This window comes from Pedococcus sp. P2_F6, from assembly GCF_056403675.1.
Window position 1 is genome coordinate 198,176 of sequence record NZ_JBFUEZ010000002.1, and the last position, 15,928, is coordinate 214,103.

17 protein-coding genes are annotated in these 15,928 nt (G+C 65.5%); 5 read left to right on the forward strand and 12 right to left on the reverse strand.

Annotated features, from left to right (window positions below; all coding sequences use genetic code 11):
• The first annotated feature begins 40 nt into the window (after positions 1–40).
• Positions 41–385: a cupin domain-containing protein gene (locus tag AC1DWP_RS06360; RefSeq protein WP_477613617.1), complete on the forward strand. Its 345-nt coding sequence runs from the start codon at positions 41–43 to the stop codon at positions 383–385.
• Between the two features lie 63 nt (positions 386–448).
• Here AC1DWP_RS06360 and AC1DWP_RS06365 read toward each other — a convergent pair whose 3' ends face one another.
• The 3 genes from AC1DWP_RS06365 to AC1DWP_RS06375 form a co-directional block, all read right to left on the reverse strand.
• A complete protein-coding gene (locus tag AC1DWP_RS06365; protein WP_477613618.1) occupies positions 449–892 on the reverse strand; it encodes a hemerythrin domain-containing protein in 444 nt (147 codons plus the stop codon).
• A gap of 67 nt (positions 893–959) precedes the next feature.
• Positions 960–1,643, reverse strand: coding sequence for a J domain-containing protein (locus tag AC1DWP_RS06370; RefSeq protein WP_477613619.1), 684 nt, complete (start codon positions 1,641–1,643; stop codon positions 960–962).
• 604 nt (positions 1,644–2,247) lie between these two features.
• A complete protein-coding gene (locus AC1DWP_RS06375) occupies positions 2,248–2,670 on the reverse strand; it encodes an Hsp20/alpha crystallin family protein (RefSeq protein ID WP_477613905.1) in 423 nt (140 codons plus the stop codon).
• 156 nt (positions 2,671–2,826) lie between these two features.
• Here AC1DWP_RS06375 and AC1DWP_RS06380 point away from each other — a divergent pair, with 156 nt between their 5' ends.
• Entirely contained in the window at positions 2,827–3,102 is a 276-nt protein-coding gene (locus AC1DWP_RS06380) for a MerR family transcriptional regulator (RefSeq protein WP_477613620.1), read from the forward strand.
• Here AC1DWP_RS06380 and AC1DWP_RS06385 read toward each other — a convergent pair.
• From AC1DWP_RS06385 to AC1DWP_RS06410, 6 genes are all read right to left on the reverse strand, one after another.
• Positions 3,099–4,097, reverse strand: a complete 999-nt coding sequence (locus AC1DWP_RS06385) for a glycosyl hydrolase family 32 (protein WP_477613621.1) — start codon at positions 4,095–4,097, stop codon at positions 3,099–3,101. The two genes, AC1DWP_RS06380 and AC1DWP_RS06385, sit on opposite strands and share 4 nt — an antisense overlap.
• Before the next feature lie 80 nt (positions 4,098–4,177).
• Complete coding sequence (locus tag AC1DWP_RS06390) at positions 4,178–4,465, reverse strand: LacI family DNA-binding transcriptional regulator (protein WP_477613622.1); 288 nt, start codon at positions 4,463–4,465, stop codon at positions 4,178–4,180.
• A complete protein-coding gene (locus AC1DWP_RS06395; protein ID WP_477613623.1) occupies positions 4,462–5,691 on the reverse strand; it encodes a glycoside hydrolase family 32 protein in 1,230 nt (409 codons plus the stop codon). The genes AC1DWP_RS06390 and AC1DWP_RS06395 overlap by 4 nt, the downstream gene beginning before the upstream one ends.
• Positions 5,692–5,850: 159 nt before the next feature.
• Complete coding sequence (locus AC1DWP_RS06400; RefSeq protein ID WP_477613624.1) at positions 5,851–6,771, reverse strand: carbohydrate ABC transporter permease; 921 nt, start codon at positions 6,769–6,771, stop codon at positions 5,851–5,853.
• 2 nt (positions 6,772–6,773) lie between these two features.
• Positions 6,774–7,730, reverse strand: a complete 957-nt coding sequence (locus AC1DWP_RS06405) for a carbohydrate ABC transporter permease (protein WP_477613625.1) — start codon at positions 7,728–7,730, stop codon at positions 6,774–6,776.
• A 136-nt stretch (positions 7,731–7,866) separates the two neighbouring features.
• Positions 7,867–9,156 carry an ABC transporter substrate-binding protein gene (locus AC1DWP_RS06410; RefSeq protein WP_477613626.1) on the reverse strand — a complete coding sequence of 430 codons (1,290 nt, stop codon included), beginning with the start codon at positions 9,154–9,156 and terminating at the stop codon, positions 7,867–7,869.
• A 391-nt stretch (positions 9,157–9,547) separates the two neighbouring features.
• Here AC1DWP_RS06410 and AC1DWP_RS06415 point away from each other — a divergent pair, with 391 nt between their 5' ends.
• Complete coding sequence (locus AC1DWP_RS06415; RefSeq protein WP_477613627.1) at positions 9,548–10,573, forward strand: LacI family DNA-binding transcriptional regulator; 1,026 nt, start codon at positions 9,548–9,550, stop codon at positions 10,571–10,573.
• A 388-nt stretch (positions 10,574–10,961) separates the two neighbouring features.
• Here the strand turns inward: AC1DWP_RS06415 and AC1DWP_RS06420 are convergent, their stop codons facing one another.
• The 3 genes from AC1DWP_RS06420 to AC1DWP_RS06430 form a co-directional block, all read right to left on the reverse strand.
• On the reverse strand, positions 10,962–11,159 hold the full coding sequence (locus AC1DWP_RS06420) for a hypothetical protein (protein ID WP_477613628.1): 198 nt from the start codon (positions 11,157–11,159) through the stop codon (positions 10,962–10,964).
• A 187-nt stretch (positions 11,160–11,346) separates the two neighbouring features.
• On the reverse strand, positions 11,347–12,315 hold the full coding sequence (locus AC1DWP_RS06425) for a zinc-binding alcohol dehydrogenase family protein (RefSeq protein ID WP_477613906.1): 969 nt from the start codon (positions 12,313–12,315) through the stop codon (positions 11,347–11,349).
• A 17-nt stretch (positions 12,316–12,332) separates the two neighbouring features.
• Positions 12,333–12,776 carry a MarR family winged helix-turn-helix transcriptional regulator gene (locus tag AC1DWP_RS06430; protein ID WP_477613629.1) on the reverse strand — a complete coding sequence of 148 codons (444 nt, stop codon included), beginning with the start codon at positions 12,774–12,776 and terminating at the stop codon, positions 12,333–12,335.
• A gap of 273 nt (positions 12,777–13,049) precedes the next feature.
• Between AC1DWP_RS06430 and AC1DWP_RS06435 the strand changes: the two genes are divergently transcribed.
• Positions 13,050–14,318: an MFS transporter gene (locus tag AC1DWP_RS06435; protein WP_477613630.1), complete on the forward strand. Its 1,269-nt coding sequence runs from the start codon at positions 13,050–13,052 to the stop codon at positions 14,316–14,318.
• A 39-nt stretch (positions 14,319–14,357) separates the two neighbouring features.
• A complete protein-coding gene (mhpA, locus tag AC1DWP_RS06440) occupies positions 14,358–15,905 on the forward strand; it encodes a bifunctional 3-(3-hydroxy-phenyl)propionate/3-hydroxycinnamic acid hydroxylase MhpA (RefSeq protein ID WP_477613631.1) in 1,548 nt (515 codons plus the stop codon).
• The last annotated feature ends 23 nt before the right edge of the window (positions 15,906–15,928 follow it).

A 15,928-nucleotide genomic window follows, 5' to 3' on the forward strand; every position in this document is an offset into this window, starting at 1 on the left:
GGCGCTCCGCCCCGGCCAGACCTGAACCACAACCCTGGAGATGAGCCCGATGCAGAACGAGTCCCTCAACGACCTGACGCGACACCACCTCGAGCTCGCCCGGACGGCGACCAGCGGACGGAGTGCGCAAACCGTGTTCGGAGGTCACGACCATGTCCTTCGCCAGACCCTCATCGCACTCCGCGCCGGCAGCGCCCTCGACGAGCACGAGAATCCGGGCAACGCGACGGTCCAGGTCCTGCACGGGCACGTCAGGCTCATCTCCGGGGACACTTCGTGGAGCGGGTCAACGGGGGACCTGCTGGTCGTGCCCGATGCCAGGCACGCCCTCGAGGCCGACGAAGACTCCGCGATCCTCCTGAGCGTCGGCAAGAAGAACGGCTGACACCTGGCCGCCTGCCTGCGCACTGCCCCAAGGTCGGGCGGCTGGCCCTTCACCAACCCGGCATCACTGCCCGATCATGCTCTGACCCGGGTGAGCCTCCTGCCACGCCAGCATCGAGGCGTCCCACTCGGCGCCTCCCAGCGCGATGAGTGATGCAGGGAAGAGGCCGTCCTCTTCCTTCGCGATGTGTTCGTGCAGCTCGGAGACCGCAGTCCGGATGCGTTCCTGGTCGGCCGGGTCAGCCAGGTCCACGGTGACAAGCAGGTCCGCCAGCTCGCGGTGCTCCCGCACCAATGGACCGATGTGCTCCGCCGCCAGGGGGTCGCGACCCATCACCGCGAACAGGCCGTTCTCCTCGCCCTGCCAGTGGGACCGCAGCTCGGCGCCCATCACGCGTAGAAGCTCACTCGCCACGGCCAGCTCACCGCGGTCGATGGCGCGCACCGCATCGCCACCGAGGTTGGTCGCCCGCTCGTGCTCGGCGATGTAGTCCCGGATCAGAGGCATCTCTCGACACCCGCAGTAGTGGCACATGGCTCCATCCCTCTACGGGGTCGGACCCGTTTCCCCGACCCTAGGCGACGTTGCCCTGGTTGACGCCGCGACAAGGCCGCAGGTCTCCTTCACGACATACCCCTAGCGGGTACAGACAGAGGCGCCAGGCTCGCGTTTCGGGGGTCAGGCGCCCTCTGGGCACGTGGTGGCAGGTGAAAGGATTCGAACCTTCGAAGCTTTCGCGATGGATATTCAGACCGACGTATGCCGCCCACCCACGTGCCGCTTCACCGCACCGGGCCCGACACGTCCCTGTCGGGCGCGGGAGGCTGTTCTGGTCCGCCGTCCTTCGCCCGCGACGACGACGGACTGGGCGGCGCGGGCTGGGCCGAGGGCCTTGCTCGAATGCCCACCTATCGGCGGCGATCATGCCAGCGCACGGGACCGGCCTGGATGGGTGGCTGGTCAGGTGCGCTGCGTGCGAAGGGCATTCCGCGGCGAACCCGGGTTGCGGTGCTGGTCTGGGGCGGGCTTGGGGGGTGGTCGAGGTCGGCTCGGCGGGCCGGGTCGCCCAGGATCCGTATGCGGCGTTGGCCTGCTGCAGTGTCCTGTCTGAGGCTGCGTTGTCGGCGGGGTTGCCCCGCACGCGGGTGTCGGGGTGATGCCGGCGCAAGAGGGTGAGGTACGCGCGCCGGATCTGGCCTTGGGTGGCCTTCGGGGTCAGGCCCAAGACGGCGTAGGGGTCGGTGCGGTCAACGGTCATGGCTGCGCCGGAAGGTTCAGATCATTGATGGGCGGTCCCGTCGCTGTAGCACGGTTGGCGACACCATCGTGGGGTTGTGGGTGTCGCTGATGGGCCTCGCCTGGGCCGCGAACGGGTACGCCGTCAAGGCGTGGGCGTCGCGCAGCCTGCGTCGGGCGCGATGGCACGAACGCGGCCCAGGCGAGAGTCTGTTCGCATGCTTCATCCTGTGGGGTGCTGGGTGTCGGGCGATCACCTACCTTCGTCGATCCTTTTCGTTCGGTCTCAGATCGTGGTTGCGGCTGAGCCGCGGGGGCGAGCGTTGCCGGCTCCACCCGTCGGCACCGGGGTGGTGTGGTCGACGCGGGGACGCCACGCCACCGGCCGGCGGCCGATGCCGCCGCGGTCCAGGGCCGGGTCCAGGTGACGCGGCGGGTGGGTCAGCCGGAGGGGGACGGCTCAACCATTCTTGGTCGATGATCGCGTCGAACTCGGCCCGCAGCAGCTCTTCGTCCGCGCAGATCAGCTCGAGGAACTCCTCGTCCACACCGCGCACGGCGCTTTGCATGGCGGAGGCGTCGGCCTGGGCAGCAACAACGGCGAGCATGTGCCTCACCACCCAGGGTCAGGCGGTGATGGCCTGCTGGCCTTCGTTCCGGCTGCTGATCTCGATCTTGCGCGGCTTGGCCTGCTCAGCAACCGGAATCTTCAACGTGAGCACTCCGGCGTCATAGCTGGCCTCGATGCGCTCAGTCTCCAGGGTGTCCCCCAGGACCAGTTGCCGGCTGAACACCCCTCGGGGACGTTCCGCGGCGATCAGCTCTGCGTCACTGGCCCGCGCCGGCCGTTCGGCCCTGACGGTGACCACGTTTCGCTCAACGTCGATGTCGATCGAGTCGTGACTGACGCCTGGCAGGTCGAACTCGACATGGAAGACGTCTCCGTCCCGCCATGCGTCCAGCGGCATCGCCGAGGGCCGCGCCATCGTGCCCAGCGCCTGTTGGGTGAGCCGGTCGAGCTCACGGAAAGGGTCGGTGCGCATCAGCATCGTCTTCACCTCCGTCGTTCTTGCCTGATGCTGCGAGCGTCGCCACAGAAATCGCGGATCTATGGCATTCGCTATAGGTTTTATGTAGCACCAAGGCCATACTGATGCAAGGGGGAACTCCATGAATTCTCGAGGAAGGAGGCGCAACCCGTCACCTTGCCCGCTCCCGACAGTGGCCGCGGCGTGTTCGGCATCTCCGTAGCCGCCGAGCTGGTCGGCCTGGGTGTGCAGACCCTTCACCTCTACGAGGCGCGCGGGCTTCTCCGACCGGAACGCACCAAAGGCGGCACCCGCCGGTACAGCGCGAACGACGTGGACCGGCTGCGCCGGATCGCGGACCTGCTGGACGCCGGTCTCAACCTGGCCGGCATCGGCATGGTCCTCGACCGCCCCATCGGCGTGCGGCATTCCGCCACCAGGGCTGTTGGCTAGGAGCCCGTTGGCGGTGGGTGCTTCTCGTGATGGGCGCCGTAGCTGTCGACGAACCAAATGCGTCCGTCCTGCAGCACGCACTTCATCGGGTCAGTGACGGTGCCGATGAAGACATCGTCGACTCGGTTGATGAACGCGAGGAACATCATGTCGCCGGAGGTTCGGTCGCGAATGAACCGGCCGACGTACAGCTCATCGGTGGTCAGCAACTGTGCACCTTCGATGTCGTACGGACCCAACGGTGTTTCGGCCCTTGCTGCCCACACTCCCCCCGTGGTGCCCGTCGCGCGGCGCCACTGTGCGGCGTCCTGTGCCAAGCAGCTGAACGTGACGAAGTGAGCGCCATCGAAGTCCAGGAGGTTGAGGACTTCTAGTTGGCCGAAGCCCTGGCCCGGCTCTGTGAGCGGGCCACGCAGCTCCCACCCTGTGAGGTCCGCGGACCAACCGTGGCCGATGACGCCTCGATCGAAGTTGTCCGGCGGACCGGAGACCGCCCGAGCCGTGATCAGCATGTGCCATCCGCAACCCTCCGGGTCCGGAAACACCCAGGGGTCGCGGAATGCCTCGTCGTGCCAACGCCCGGCGGCAAGCTTCTCGTACCATCGGTCATCTGTTGCCAGGACGGGACCCGTGCCCTTGTCCCAGTGGATCAGATCGGTACTGGTGGCGAAGCCGATGGTTTGGATGTTGCTGCTGGCGGGGGCGCGGGTGGCGCCGGTGTAGAACATGAACCACCGACCGTCTGGATGCCTGACGACCGACCCGGTCCAGGTGGCGAGGTCATCGAATGCTGGTGCGTCGCTGCGCACGAGCGCATCCTCAACTCGTATCCAGCTGCGGAGGTCCTCCGACACTGCATGCCCGATGGAGGCTCGGTCATGCCTGGCGTCTGGATCCTGCAACGCCCTCGAGGCGAAGAGGAAGAACATGTGGTACTTCTGGCCGTCGTCGACGAGCCAGAAGTCCCACACCCATGAGTCCGGGAGTCGAAACACCAATGTCTCCTTCGTTGTTTCGCTGCCGCCGAACGAACATCCCCATGCACAGAGCCGAGTTCGCGGCGGACTGGGAGTCGCTAGGCACGGGTGCGCCGGATCGACGCTGCCGCCTCGTTGCGTTCGTACCCGAGCGCCGTGATCGCGTGAAGCACAGCAGTCCGGGCGGCTTCGCTGACGTGGGTGTTTTGATTCACGACCCGCGAGACCGTCGCAGTGCTGACTCCAGCGATTCGCGCCACATCCTTGACCGTCGGCGGACCAGGTGCGTGGTGGTCTTCGGGTCGCGCTCGCGCCACGGCGCAGCCCTCGTCCGAGGCTGGCTGTAGTGGCTCGGTACCAGCCTGAGGGTCTATCTGCGGTGTCACGATAGGCCGCCAGGGTTGGTCGGGGACACGGGCGCGGCTGCCGGCACGGGCAGTTGCGCTCCGGCGATTGAGGTCCCCGTGCAGACCTCCAGAACAGGACCGTCGACGATGACGGTCAGGTTCTCGGCAGGCCTGCCGCGCACTGATGGGATGCGCAGGTGTGTCGAGCCGATGCTGACCACGAGCTCGTCGCGACCGGACGTCACGTCGATGCCGTTGTGGTGGAAGCCGTCGATCTCGTCAACCTCGAGCAGCTGGACGTTCGGGTCGGCGCCGTTGGTTGGGAATGCGTTCATCGCGTTGGGGTGCGGTCGAAGGTGCAGCGCACCGTCGACGACCGAGAGCCGGTAGGGGATGCTGAGGGCGCCCGACCAGCCGGCGTCCAGGTCGGCTACTCCCCGGATCCAGAAGATGGCGCACGGGAGGTTGTCGGCGTCGAGGAACGCTGTCGCGGCGTAGTGGCCTCCCCCGTGCGTAATCTGCGTCCATTCGGTGCTCTCGAACCGGCCGTCCTGAAGCTCTCCGACGGCAGCGAGTACTTCGCCGGTGATGCCGTCCTTCCAGGAGCCGACGAAGAGGACGTCATGCCCGTCCACCCTGACCAGGTGGGGACATTCCCACGCAGTGCCGAGCCAGGGTCCGTCGTTTCTGAGGACTCCGACCGCGAGCTCGCCATCGAAGGCCCAGGTGGTCAGGTCCTTGGACACCCAGCTGAGGACTGCGGGGCGCCCGTCTTCATATCCAGCGCCCACCACCATTCGCCAACGATCATTCTCTCGCCGCACTGACGGGTCACGGAAGACGGTGATCCGCTTGCGCGTCTTCACATCGAGAGGAAGGGCGACGCGTTCCCCGTTCGTCCACGTTTGCCACGTGGAGTCTGCGGGAGATGCGGCTCGCACGTCCGCAAGATCAAGATGTGGTTCCCGGGCCGAGGTGTACAGGATCAGCGGCTGCCCGTCCGGGCGGAGGCAGAGGGTTCCCGTCCAACATCCGGTCTCATCGGGGGCAGGCTCGAGCGCGGTCGCCTCCGGGACCCAGTTCATCAGGTCGAGGCTTGTGGCGTGCCCCCAGCTGATCTCGGGACTCCATGACACCCGCTCGGGAAGGGCTTGGTGGAACAGGTGGTATCTCCCGTCGTGGAAGACGACTCCATGGGGGTCGTTGAGCCAACCCTGTCGGGGTGTGAAGTGAAAGGCTGGTCGCCCATTCTTTGCGTGGCTCATGGGCTGACTCCGCTGGATAGTGAGTTGGAACGGGCGCGAAAGAAGGTGTGGCTTGCGCAGCTGACGCGGGCGCTGAGGAAGGACGTGTGGTGCTTCTGGCCGTCGTCGTCGAGCCAGAAGCACCACCCGCTTGTCCCGGGAAGTTGGAGCACCAAGCTCTCAGCCCTTGACGCCGGAGGATGCGATCGAGTTGATGAACGATCGCTGGAAGGCGATGAACAGGATCAGCACCGGGACGGTGATCATGGTCGCGTACGCCATGATCTGGCCCCAGGCGACGTTGAGCTGTTTGAAGTAGCCGATGCCGACCATCACCGGGCGAAGTTCCTCGGACTGAACGGACATCAGCGGCCACAGGTACTGGTTCCACATCGGCAGGAACGTCAGGATCGCGACCGTGGCGATGGCGGGGCCTGACAGCGGCATGATGATGCTGCGGTAGATGCGGAACCAGCTCGCCCCGTCGACCATGGCAGCCTCGTCCAGCTCCTTGGGGATGCTGTCGAAGTACTGGTAGAAGAGGAACATCGAGAATGCGTTGGCGATGAACGGGACGATCTGCACCTGGTAGGTGTCCAACCATCCTTGGCTGAAGCCGCCCGGTCCGAAGAAGGGCAGCTTGTTGGACCACCACAGCAAGGGCAGGGCCAGGGTCTCGAACGGCACGATGAGGGTCGCGAGGATGATCCCGAGGACGAAGGATCCGCCGCGGAACTTGATCCGGGCGAGTGAGAAGGCCGCCATCGAGTTGACGATGAGCCCGAGCACCACGGTGACGACCGTGATGAGGATCGAGTTCATCATGAACTGAGCGAACGGGACCCTGTTGAAGACTCCCGTGTAGTTGTCCAAGGACAGGTCACCGACGGGCAGGAACGCCTTCGGGCCGGTGAGGTCGGCGAAGATTTGGGTGTCGGGTTTGAAGCTGGAGATGATCATGAACACCAGGGGCAAACCGAACACCAGGCACAGGGCCGCCCGAAGGAGAACGCCCAGGGCGACGCTGATCCGGCTGGGGCCCTGGTCGGGGCGGTGGGTTGCGGGGGCCGCCGTCTCGGCGACGTGGGGCAGGGTGGTCATGGTCAGGCCTTCTCACGAGTGAGGTAACGGTTGACAAGAGTGACTGCGAGGACGAGCACGAAGAAGGCCAGCGAGATCGCGGAGGCATAGCCCGTCTGTTGCTGCTGGAACCCGGTCCGGACCGCCATGAGCACCAGCGTGGAGGTCGAGTCCAAGGGTCCTCCTTCGGTCATGATGTTGACCTGGGTGAACAGCGAGAACGCCGAGATGGTGATGGTGATCAGGATGAAGGTCCGGGTTGCCCGAAGTCCCGGCCAGGTCACGTAGCGGAACTTCTGCCACGTTCCGGCGCCGTCCAGGTCGGCGGCCTCGTACAGGTCGCCCGGGATCGTCTGGAGGCCGGAGAGCCAGATGACCATGTGGAAGCCCATGGCCTGCCAGGCGGACATGAGGATGATGGCGATGAGCGCGGTGTGCGGGTCGCCCAGCCAGTCCGGCCCGGCGATCCCGAAGTTCGACAGTGCTTGGTTGATGAGGCCGTTCTTCTGGTAGAGGAACAGCCACAGCATCGACACGACCACCATGGAGGTGACGACCGGAAGGAAGTACACGGTCCGGAAGAAGTTGACTCCGCGCATCTTGACGTTGACCAGCAAGGCCAGCCCGAGGGCGCAGGCGGACTGCAACGGCACGATGACGATGGCGAAGATGATCGTGTTGCGCAGCGACTTCCAGAAGGTCTCATCGCCGAAGAGCCGGGTGAGGTTGTCCAGGCCGGTGAACTGGGCGGGCCTGGGAGAGATCAGTCTCGCGTCGGTGAAGGCGAGGATGAAGGTGAGGCCGATCGGGATCAGCAGGAAGGTGATCAACAGGACAGCAGCGGGCAGCAGCATGAGCACTGCGGTGCCGGTCGCCTGCCCGGGCCGTCGAGGCTTGCCGGTCGCCGTTGGCCTCCCGCGCTTGCCGGTCGCGGCCGGCTTCCCGCGCTTGTCGGCTCGAGGCGTCGAGATGGTCGTCATTGTCCGTCTCCTTTGATGTGCACAACGGGTCACGCACGTTCGGTTTGATGTCAGGCCGAGGTTGTGAGGTCAGGTCGTCAGGTCGGTATGCCGCGGGTGGAACACTCGCCGCGGCATACCGGGTCCTGTCACGGCCTCACTTGAAGTAGCCGTTGCCCTTCTGGTTGGCGTCGATGTCCTTGACGGCCTGGTCGAGCGCCTTCTTGGGGTCGGCACCGGTCAGGATGTCCTGGGCAGTCTTGGTGAACTCCGTCGCGATGAACGGGTAGCCGGGGGTGATGGGACGCAGCACCGCGAACTTCTTGGCGTACTGACGGAAGACGTCGTTCTCACCACCAGCCTGGTAGCCGGGCACGGTGGCGGCGGCCGCATCCGTCGCCGGGATGTTCTTGGTTCCCGCCGCCACCGACGCGACGTACTTGTCCTGGGCGGCGAACTTCATGTAGTCCTGCGCGCCGGCCTTCTCGGCGCAGCCGGTCGAAACGCCCCACTGCCACGAGCCGCCCCCGATCTTGGGGCCGTTGCCGAGGTCCGGCGGCGGCAGGAACAGGGTGTCAGCGCCGAATGCATTGCGGGTGTCCGTCGCTGTCCAGGTGCCGTTGTAGAGGATGGCGGTCTTGCCGTTGACGAAGTCCTTGGCCGGGTCGGCGCCTGACTTGAGGGGCACCAGTCCGTCGGTGACCAGGCCGCGGAACCACTTGGCCCACTCAACCGCCTTGTCACCGTTCAGGGTCCCGTCCGCCGACTTGTAGTCGGTCCGGTTGACGAGGTCACCGCCGAAGCTCTGCAGCATCGGCGAGTAGGCGTACGGCCACCACTCACCGGTGAAGCTGGTCGCGATGTCGAGGGGGTTCTGGTACTTCCCGGACGCCTTGAGCTTCTGAAGTGCGGCCGTGAACTCGTCCTTGGTCCAAGGCTGGTCGATGGTGGGGACCCGGATGCCGTTCTTCTCGAGGATCGTCTTGCGGGTGACCATCACGAGGGCCACGTCGTAGTACCCGTAGGAGTAGGTCTTGCCGTTGTACTTGCCGAGCACGCTGGGCAGGAACTTGGAGAGCGTGCTGTCCAGGCCTTCGAGGGGGGCGAGGTAGCCGGCCCAGGCCCAGTTGGGGACGTTGGGGCCGTCGATGTCCAGGATGCAGGGCAGCTTCTTCGACGCGGCCGCGGCGACGACGGACTGGTTGTAGGAGTCCTGTGGGAAGGCCTGGATCTTCACCTTGTACTTGGTCTGGCTGGCGTTGTAGTCGTCGACGATCTTGGTGATCGCGGCGAGCTCTTCCTTGTTTCCGGCGTTGTGGGTCCACATGGCGAGTTCGCCGTTGCCGCCACCGCTGGAGCTGCCGCCCTTGGCGCAGGCGGTGAGTGACAGGGGTAGGGCGGCGACAAGCAGGCCGACGACGATGCGTTGGGTTGGGTTGAGCTTCACGGAAGTCCTCCGAGGGGTCCAGGTGCAGATGAGGATGTGCAGATAGGGATGTGCAGAGCCGGGATGACGGGCTCCGTTGGTTGTCTGGGTCAGTGCCCGTGCGCACGGTCGTGCCGACTCCATCGTGTGATGACCGACGTTTCAAGGCCGGGCCTCAGCGACGAAAGTGCGGGCCACGGCCTCGTCGTTGGGGCTGCCGAGGGACCCCTGGGGTGGGAGGGTCCTTCTAGTGCTAAATTGATTCAGCAGACTGCAGGCTAGCAGCGTCGAGATGACACCACAAGGGCTTGCTAAAACCTTTTCAAGTGCAACTTCGTGACTGAGTACTGGTCCCTGTGGATAGGATCAGCCCTACGTGGCCGAGCGCGTCACAGCCAGGAGGGAGTAGCGGATGACCAAGCGCGTCACCCTCGCTGATGTCGCAGCCAAGTCCGGGATGTCAAAAACCGCTGTCAGCCTGGTGCTCAACAACCGTCCCGGGTCGCGGCTGTCCGCGGATGCCATGGAGCGGATCCAGGCGGCGGCGCGCGAGCTGAACTACCGGCCCAACCCCGCCGCGCGGTCCCTGAGGATGGGCAAGACGCACACGGTCGGCTTCATCTCCGACGAAGTGACCATCACGCGGTTCGCCTCGGCCATGATCCGGGGGCTGCTCGACGTTGCCGACGAGCGCGACCACGGGGTGCTGATCGCGGAGACGGGAAACCACCCCCTCCAGCTGGAGAAGGCCCTGGAGTTCATGATCGACCGCCAGGTCGATGGAATCGTCTTCGGCTCGCTCACCGCACGGCTGCTTGAGCTGCCGGACCTTCCCGAAGGCCTCCGCGCGGTCACTGCAAACGCCACCAGCACCAGTGCTCACTCAGCCGTCCTACCGGCGGAGCAACAGGCGGGCTACCGGGTGACCCGGCAGCTGCTGGACGCCGGCCACCGCCACGGAATTGGGATCGTCGGATACGCCCCGAAGGCCATCGCCAGCCCCACCATCTCGGCCACCATCGGCAGCCGGTTCGCAGGCATCTACCAAGCACTCGACGAGGCAGGGGTTGCGCCTGCCGTCACGGCCGAATTCGAAGTGTGGGAGCCCTGGAATGGGTACGACGCCACCAGGAGCATCCTCGATTCGGGAGTGAAGGTCACCGCCCTGATCTGTCTCAATGATCGCGTCGCCTTCGGCGCGCACCAGGCGCTGACGGAAGATGGCGCGACCGTTCCCGACGATGTGTCCATCGCCTCTTTCGACGACGACGAACTCGCCTCCTACATGCGACCGGGCCTCACCACCGCAAAGCTCCCCTATGAAGAGATGGGTCGACGCGCGATGACACAGGTCCTGGATCCCGATGCCCCCCGGGGAATCCAGCTCATTGACATGCCGATTCAACTTCGCCAATCCATCACCGCCCCCCGCTCGTAGCCCTCGGGCATCCGAGTCCGCGGCGAGCAAGACAAGGACTGCGGCTCGCAATCGCAGCGGTCTGGGAGTCCACCTCGATTGGATACCCCTACCCCGCACAGAGGGCGCCTGATCCGCGTTTCCGCGGGTCAGGCGCCCTCTGGGCACGTGGTGGCAGGTGAAGGATTCGAACCTTCGAAGCTTTAGCGATGGATTTACAGGCCGACGTATGCCGCCCGCCCGCCTGCCGCTTCTCGGCTCGCCAGCAAATTTCGCCGCGATTTCCCCACGGACACTCGACGCCGGCCGGCGTCTTTCGTGCACACCCGGACTGTTAGGGCACGGGCTTAGCCTGAGGCGCTCCGCCCAGGATGGATGTCCCACACCGCCGCGAATGGCGGCTGACCCCTCAGGACTGCCGCAGTACCGGAGTACGACCGCCGGATCGGTTGGCCGACCTCGTCGCGGCCGATGGTGGGACAAGCTCTCCGGGCAGCTCCTGGCGGATCAGGTCTCCGGACTCGTCGTAGGCAGCGCGCTCAGGGCCATGGTCGGCGACTGACGGAAGGTAGTGCAGCTCGCAGCGGTCGCGGATCGATGAGGTCATGATGGGCGTTCGAGATTCCGCGTGACGCACCGGCCTTCCGTCGCTTTGATTCCCTTGTGCGCAAGGCCTCCGGTGACCTGGCTTGAGTGCTCACGCTCAGTCGCGGCCAGAATCAGAATGCCGAGGTTGTCCCATGGGCCAGCCGTGAAGGTGAGGGCTTGCCATGTTCGTGGGTGATGGCGTGACCTCATGGGACCACGACGATCTTGCCTGTGGCGCGGTTCTGTTCCATGTAGGCATGGGCATCGCCGATCTGGTCGAGGGGGAACACTCGATCCAGTGGGATGAGGTGGTGGTCGTCGGCGGCTGCGGCTAGGAAGTCCTGCAGGACCTCTGGTGGGAGGTCGGCGGCTTCGCCTGAGTAGGCGGTGAGTCTGACGCCTGAAGGCAGGTAGTCGATCGGATAGAAACTCTCGACGACCCATGAGTTGCTCAGCATCCCGGTGAAGCACGCCACCCCGTGCACCTTCAGGGTCCGCAACGTGTCTCGAAGAGTGGGGGCGCCGACGAGCTCGAGGGCCGCGTCGACCCCGTCGGGCAGGAGCTGCCGCACCTGGGGGGCGATCTCTCCGTCGTCGATGACAACGTGGTCCACGCCGAGCTCGCGCAGGCGCTCCGCCTTCGACGGGGAACGGGTCGTCGACACGACGGTGAGCCCCATGCGCTTCGCGAGCACGGCGGCCGCCATCCCGACCGAGGAGGTGCCACCACGCACCAGCAGGGTTTGCCCGGGCTGGACGTCCAGTCCAGTGGTCAGGCTCCCGTATGCCGTCTGGAGCATCTCCGGGACTGCCCCCAAGAGCTCCCAGGGTAGCTCGCTGCGGAAAGGGACCACCTGGCCGACCGGCACGCAGGTGTACTCGGCATATCCGCCGTCAAAGGTGCGGCCCATCCCGCCCATCATCGTCATCACCTGCTGCCCGACAGCAAACTCACTGTCGGGGCAGGCGACCACCTCACCGGTTGCCTCGATGCCGAGGACGCGCGGGAAGGTGACTCCTTCGGCGAGCCCGAGTCGGGTGTGCAACTCGGAACGGTTGACTCCAACTGCTCGCACCCGGATGAGCACCCAACCAGCTCTTGGCTGTGGGACCGCAATGCGTTGCACGCGCAGGGCGTCGACACCCCCTGGAGCTGAGAGGACCACTGCACGCATGGTGTCGGGGGCGGCGTTCACGCGGCACCATCCTGCGCGGCGGAGGGCGAACCAAGCGACCCGAGCAGGACTGCGAGCTCCCCGGCTCCCTGCGACCCGATGGCTTGCTCGAACCGCGCCGACAGCCACTCCTCGCTCATCGTGGAGCCCTCCTTCACGGCTCGGCGTCCGCGCTTCGTGAGGCGCAGACGGCTCACTCTTCGATCGGCGTTGTCCGCGGTCCGCTCCACGAGCTCTGCGGAGACCAGGCGATCAACGAGCTTGCTCGCTCCACCGGGTGAGATGTCGATCTCGTCGGCCAGATCTTGGACCCGGCTGCCCGGCGCGGCCTGCAGCACGCGCAACGTGAGCAGCGAGGCAAGGGAGAGTCCGTGTCCGTCGCTCAGGGACCTGTCGAGCTGATTCCACAAGCGCGTCTCGACCCGCACGAGGGCTTCGAAGATGGGCAGGTTCTCTCTCATGGGGAGGGCAACTTTCTTCCGGGGAAGACTATTCCCTGGAATGGAGATCTGGACTCGAATCGCTCGCCCGGCCACCCAAGATTTTGCGCCCATTGGCTCCCATCCGGCTGCACCCTGAGTCCTGTAGGTGCCGGGTCGGACTTCAAGCGTCCGACCAAATCTTTCACTATTGTGCATTGACTTCTGTATAGGTGAAATCTATCTTGATTGCCAGCACCAAACTCGAGCGTCCTCAACACCACTCAGCCCACTCTCTTCGCCAGGAGAATCACCATGTCTGTCACCGTGTCCGGCAATGGCGCCGGATCCCGCCGGGAGCTCCCCGTTCTGCTCATCGCCGGCGCGTTTGCTGCCCTGGAGGGCTATGACCTCGCCTCATATGGCGTCACCATCCCCTCCCTTCTCAAGTCCGATCTGAACGTCACTAAGCAGTCAGCCGGCCATGTCGGATCCCTACTCGCCATCGGCATGCTCATCGGGGCCGCCCTCTGCGCCCTGCTCATCCGCAGGGTAGGAAGCCGACGGCTCCTGCTCAGCGGAGCCGGACTCTTTTCGGTCGGCATGCTGGCCTGCGCCCTCGCACACACCTTCGGCCTTTTTGGCCTCGCCCGTACCGTCGTCGGCCTCGGCGTCGGCATCGTCCTGCCCACCCTGACCGCATACATCGCGGACATCTCCGCTCCCGAACGACGCACCCGAAACGTGGGCGCGATGATGGCCGGATATGCAGGAGGCGCCCTCCTGTCAGCCCTGCTCGCAGCCTTTCTGCTGCCCGAGGCGTCATGGCGGTGGATCTACGCTGCCGGCGCCCTTCCCGCCATCGTCCTTCTCCCGCTCGCCGTGCGGGCACTTCCCGAGAGCCCCTACACCCCATCCACCACTGTGCTCCCGACCCAGCGCGGTGACCTCGGCGGTCTGCGCTCGCTGTTCGGCAGCGGTGTATGGCTGCCGACGCTGCTCTTCTGGGCCATCTCCTTCTGCGGTCTGTTGCTCGTATTCGGCATCAGCACGTGGCTGCCCACCATCATGCAAGCGGCTGGCTACTCCCTTGGCTCCTCCCTGCTCCAAGCCGCGGCGATGTGGGTTGGCGCCGCCGTCGGCATGGTCGCCGGAGGGCGCCTCGCTGGACGGCTTGGCATCAAGCCCGTCGTCGTGACCTCATTCCTCGCCGGCGCCGCCGCCCTCCTCCTGATGGCCCTGAAACCGCCGCTCCCCTTGCTCTTCGTCCTCATGTTCGTCAGCGGTCTGGGCTTCATCGGTTCACAGGTCCTCACCAACGCCTTCATCGTCACTCGCTACCCTGACCACCTTCGCGGTCCCGGCATCGGGTGGGCCCTGTCCATCGGCCGTGTCGGCGCCATAACGGGCCCAACCATGGGCGGCGCCATCCTGACCTCATCCCTTGATGTGTCGTGGAACTTCTACCTGTTTGCCATCCCCGGCGTCATCGGAGCCGTCCTGGCAGCATGCGTCCCCCAAATCACCAGGTCGAACGGCGCGACCCGACGGCACGAAGCGAAGGAAGCAGGGCTCAAGGCATGACCCTTCACGCCCTCGTGAGCAAAGACCAGGAGACCTGAAATGACCATTACCGCAGAAGGCGTCGATGTTGTCGTCGTCGGATATGGCCCCACCGGAATGAGCCTCTCAGCCCTGCTTGGGCAACAAGGCATCAGCGTCCTGGCCATGGAGAGGTATGAGGGCCTCTACAACCTGCCGCGGGCCGCGGCCTTTGACGACGAGACCATGCGGACATTCCAGAAACTGGGCGTAGCCGAGAAGATGCTGGCTGGCACGAACGTGCAGCGGGGCTACGTCTGGGTGAACGGCCGTGAAGATGTACTGCTCGACATCGAATTCGACAACCCCGGCCGCTGTGGCTGGCCCGCTCAGTACATGATGTACCAACCGCACATCGAGACCGTGCTGCACGAACTCGTTGAGACCCTCCCCACCGTCGAGGTCCGCCGTGGCACTCAGGTGACTGGCATCGACCAGCATCCCGATTACGTCACCGTGACGAGCCGTGACGCACACGGCAACGAACAAGAGGTCCGCGCCCGTTACGTGATCGGATGCGACGGCGGCAACAGCACAGTGCGCAACGTGATTGGCGTCGGCCTCGACGACTACGGGTTCTTCGAAAACTGGCTCGTGTGCGACTTCCAGCTCCGGCACGACGTCCCCGGGCTGCCCACTTTCCGTCAGGTCTGCAACCCCGCCGAACCAATCGCCATCGTGAACATCGGGCCCGGCCACCATCGGTTCTCGTTCCGGCTGGAGGCCGACACCTCGGCCGAGGAGGCGATCCGGACCGACCGGGTCTGGGAGCGCGTCGGGGACTACCTCACCCCCGCCGACGCCAACTTGATCCGCACCGCGAACTACACCTTCCGCTCCAGCATTGCTCAGCAGTGGCGGCAACACAGGGTCCTGCTCGCCGGAGACGCAGCCCACCAGATGCCCCCCTTCCTCGCACAGGGAATGGTGTCTGGCATTCGCGACGCCAGAAACCTGGCCTGGAAGCTTCAGATGGTCGTGGCCGGCGGCGGACCCGACGACCTGCTCGACACATACCAGGTGGAACGCGAACCGCACGTCCGCTTCATCACTGAAAAGGCCATCGAGCTCGGTCGGGTCCAGACGATGCGGGACGTCGAACAAGCCGAACTTCGCGACGCCCAGATGATCGCCGCACGCCAAGCGAACATGAAGCCGGACAAGCTCGTGTACCCGGCCCTGCGCGGCGGACTCATAGTCAGTGGCGGAGACATGCTCCCCCAGGGCATTGTCTCGTCAGCCGAACGCACCGCCCTCTTCGACGACGTGGTTGGCACAGGGTGGCTTGTTGTTGCCAACAGCGCCCTCTCTCTGGCAGCCATCCCCGACGACCTTCGCGCGGCCTTCGGCTCGCTCGGTGGGCGCGAAGTCACCTTCGGGATCGAGTCCATGTTCGAACCCGCCGACCTGTCCGACACCGGCGGAACCTACACCCGCTGGTTTGCCAGCACAGGCTGCGTCGCGGCAATTGTGCGTCCGGACAGCTACATCTACGCCCTGGCGGGTAACGCAGAGGAGCTAGGCGCGCTGATCAAAGAGCTGCTCGGCCAGCTCCGCACCTCCGCCTGACACCCCCGCAGACAAGGAGAACA

Excerpts from the sequence above, each read along its gene's own strand:
- AC1DWP_RS06360 (WP_477613617.1), top strand. The coding sequence starts at position 41 with ATGAGCCCGATGCAGAACGAGTCCCTCAACGACCTGACGCGACACCAC.
- AC1DWP_RS06365 (WP_477613618.1), bottom strand. The coding sequence starts at position 892 with ATGCCTCTGATCCGGGACTACATCGCCGAGCACGAGCGGGCGACCAAC.
- AC1DWP_RS06370 (WP_477613619.1), bottom strand. The coding sequence starts at position 1,643 with ATGACCGTTGACCGCACCGACCCCTACGCCGTCTTGGGCCTGACCCCG.
- AC1DWP_RS06375 (WP_477613905.1), bottom strand. The coding sequence starts at position 2,670 with ATGCTGATGCGCACCGACCCTTTCCGTGAGCTCGACCGGCTCACCCAA.
- AC1DWP_RS06395 (WP_477613623.1), bottom strand. The coding sequence starts at position 5,691 with ATGAGCCACGCAAAGAATGGGCGACCAGCCTTTCACTTCACACCCCGA.
- AC1DWP_RS06400 (WP_477613624.1), bottom strand. The coding sequence starts at position 6,771 with ATGACCACCCTGCCCCACGTCGCCGAGACGGCGGCCCCCGCAACCCAC.
- AC1DWP_RS06405 (WP_477613625.1), bottom strand. The coding sequence starts at position 7,730 with ATGACGACCATCTCGACGCCTCGAGCCGACAAGCGCGGGAAGCCGGCC.
- AC1DWP_RS06415 (WP_477613627.1), top strand. The coding sequence starts at position 9,548 with ATGACCAAGCGCGTCACCCTCGCTGATGTCGCAGCCAAGTCCGGGATG.
- AC1DWP_RS06420 (WP_477613628.1), bottom strand. The coding sequence starts at position 11,159 with ATGACCTCATCGATCCGCGACCGCTGCGAGCTGCACTACCTTCCGTCA.
- AC1DWP_RS06425 (WP_477613906.1), bottom strand. The coding sequence starts at position 12,315 with ATGCGTGCAGTGGTCCTCTCAGCTCCAGGGGGTGTCGACGCCCTGCGC.
- AC1DWP_RS06430 (WP_477613629.1), bottom strand. The coding sequence starts at position 12,776 with ATGAGAGAGAACCTGCCCATCTTCGAAGCCCTCGTGCGGGTCGAGACG.
- AC1DWP_RS06435 (WP_477613630.1), top strand. The coding sequence starts at position 13,050 with ATGTCTGTCACCGTGTCCGGCAATGGCGCCGGATCCCGCCGGGAGCTC.
- mhpA (WP_477613631.1), top strand. The coding sequence starts at position 14,358 with ATGACCATTACCGCAGAAGGCGTCGATGTTGTCGTCGTCGGATATGGC.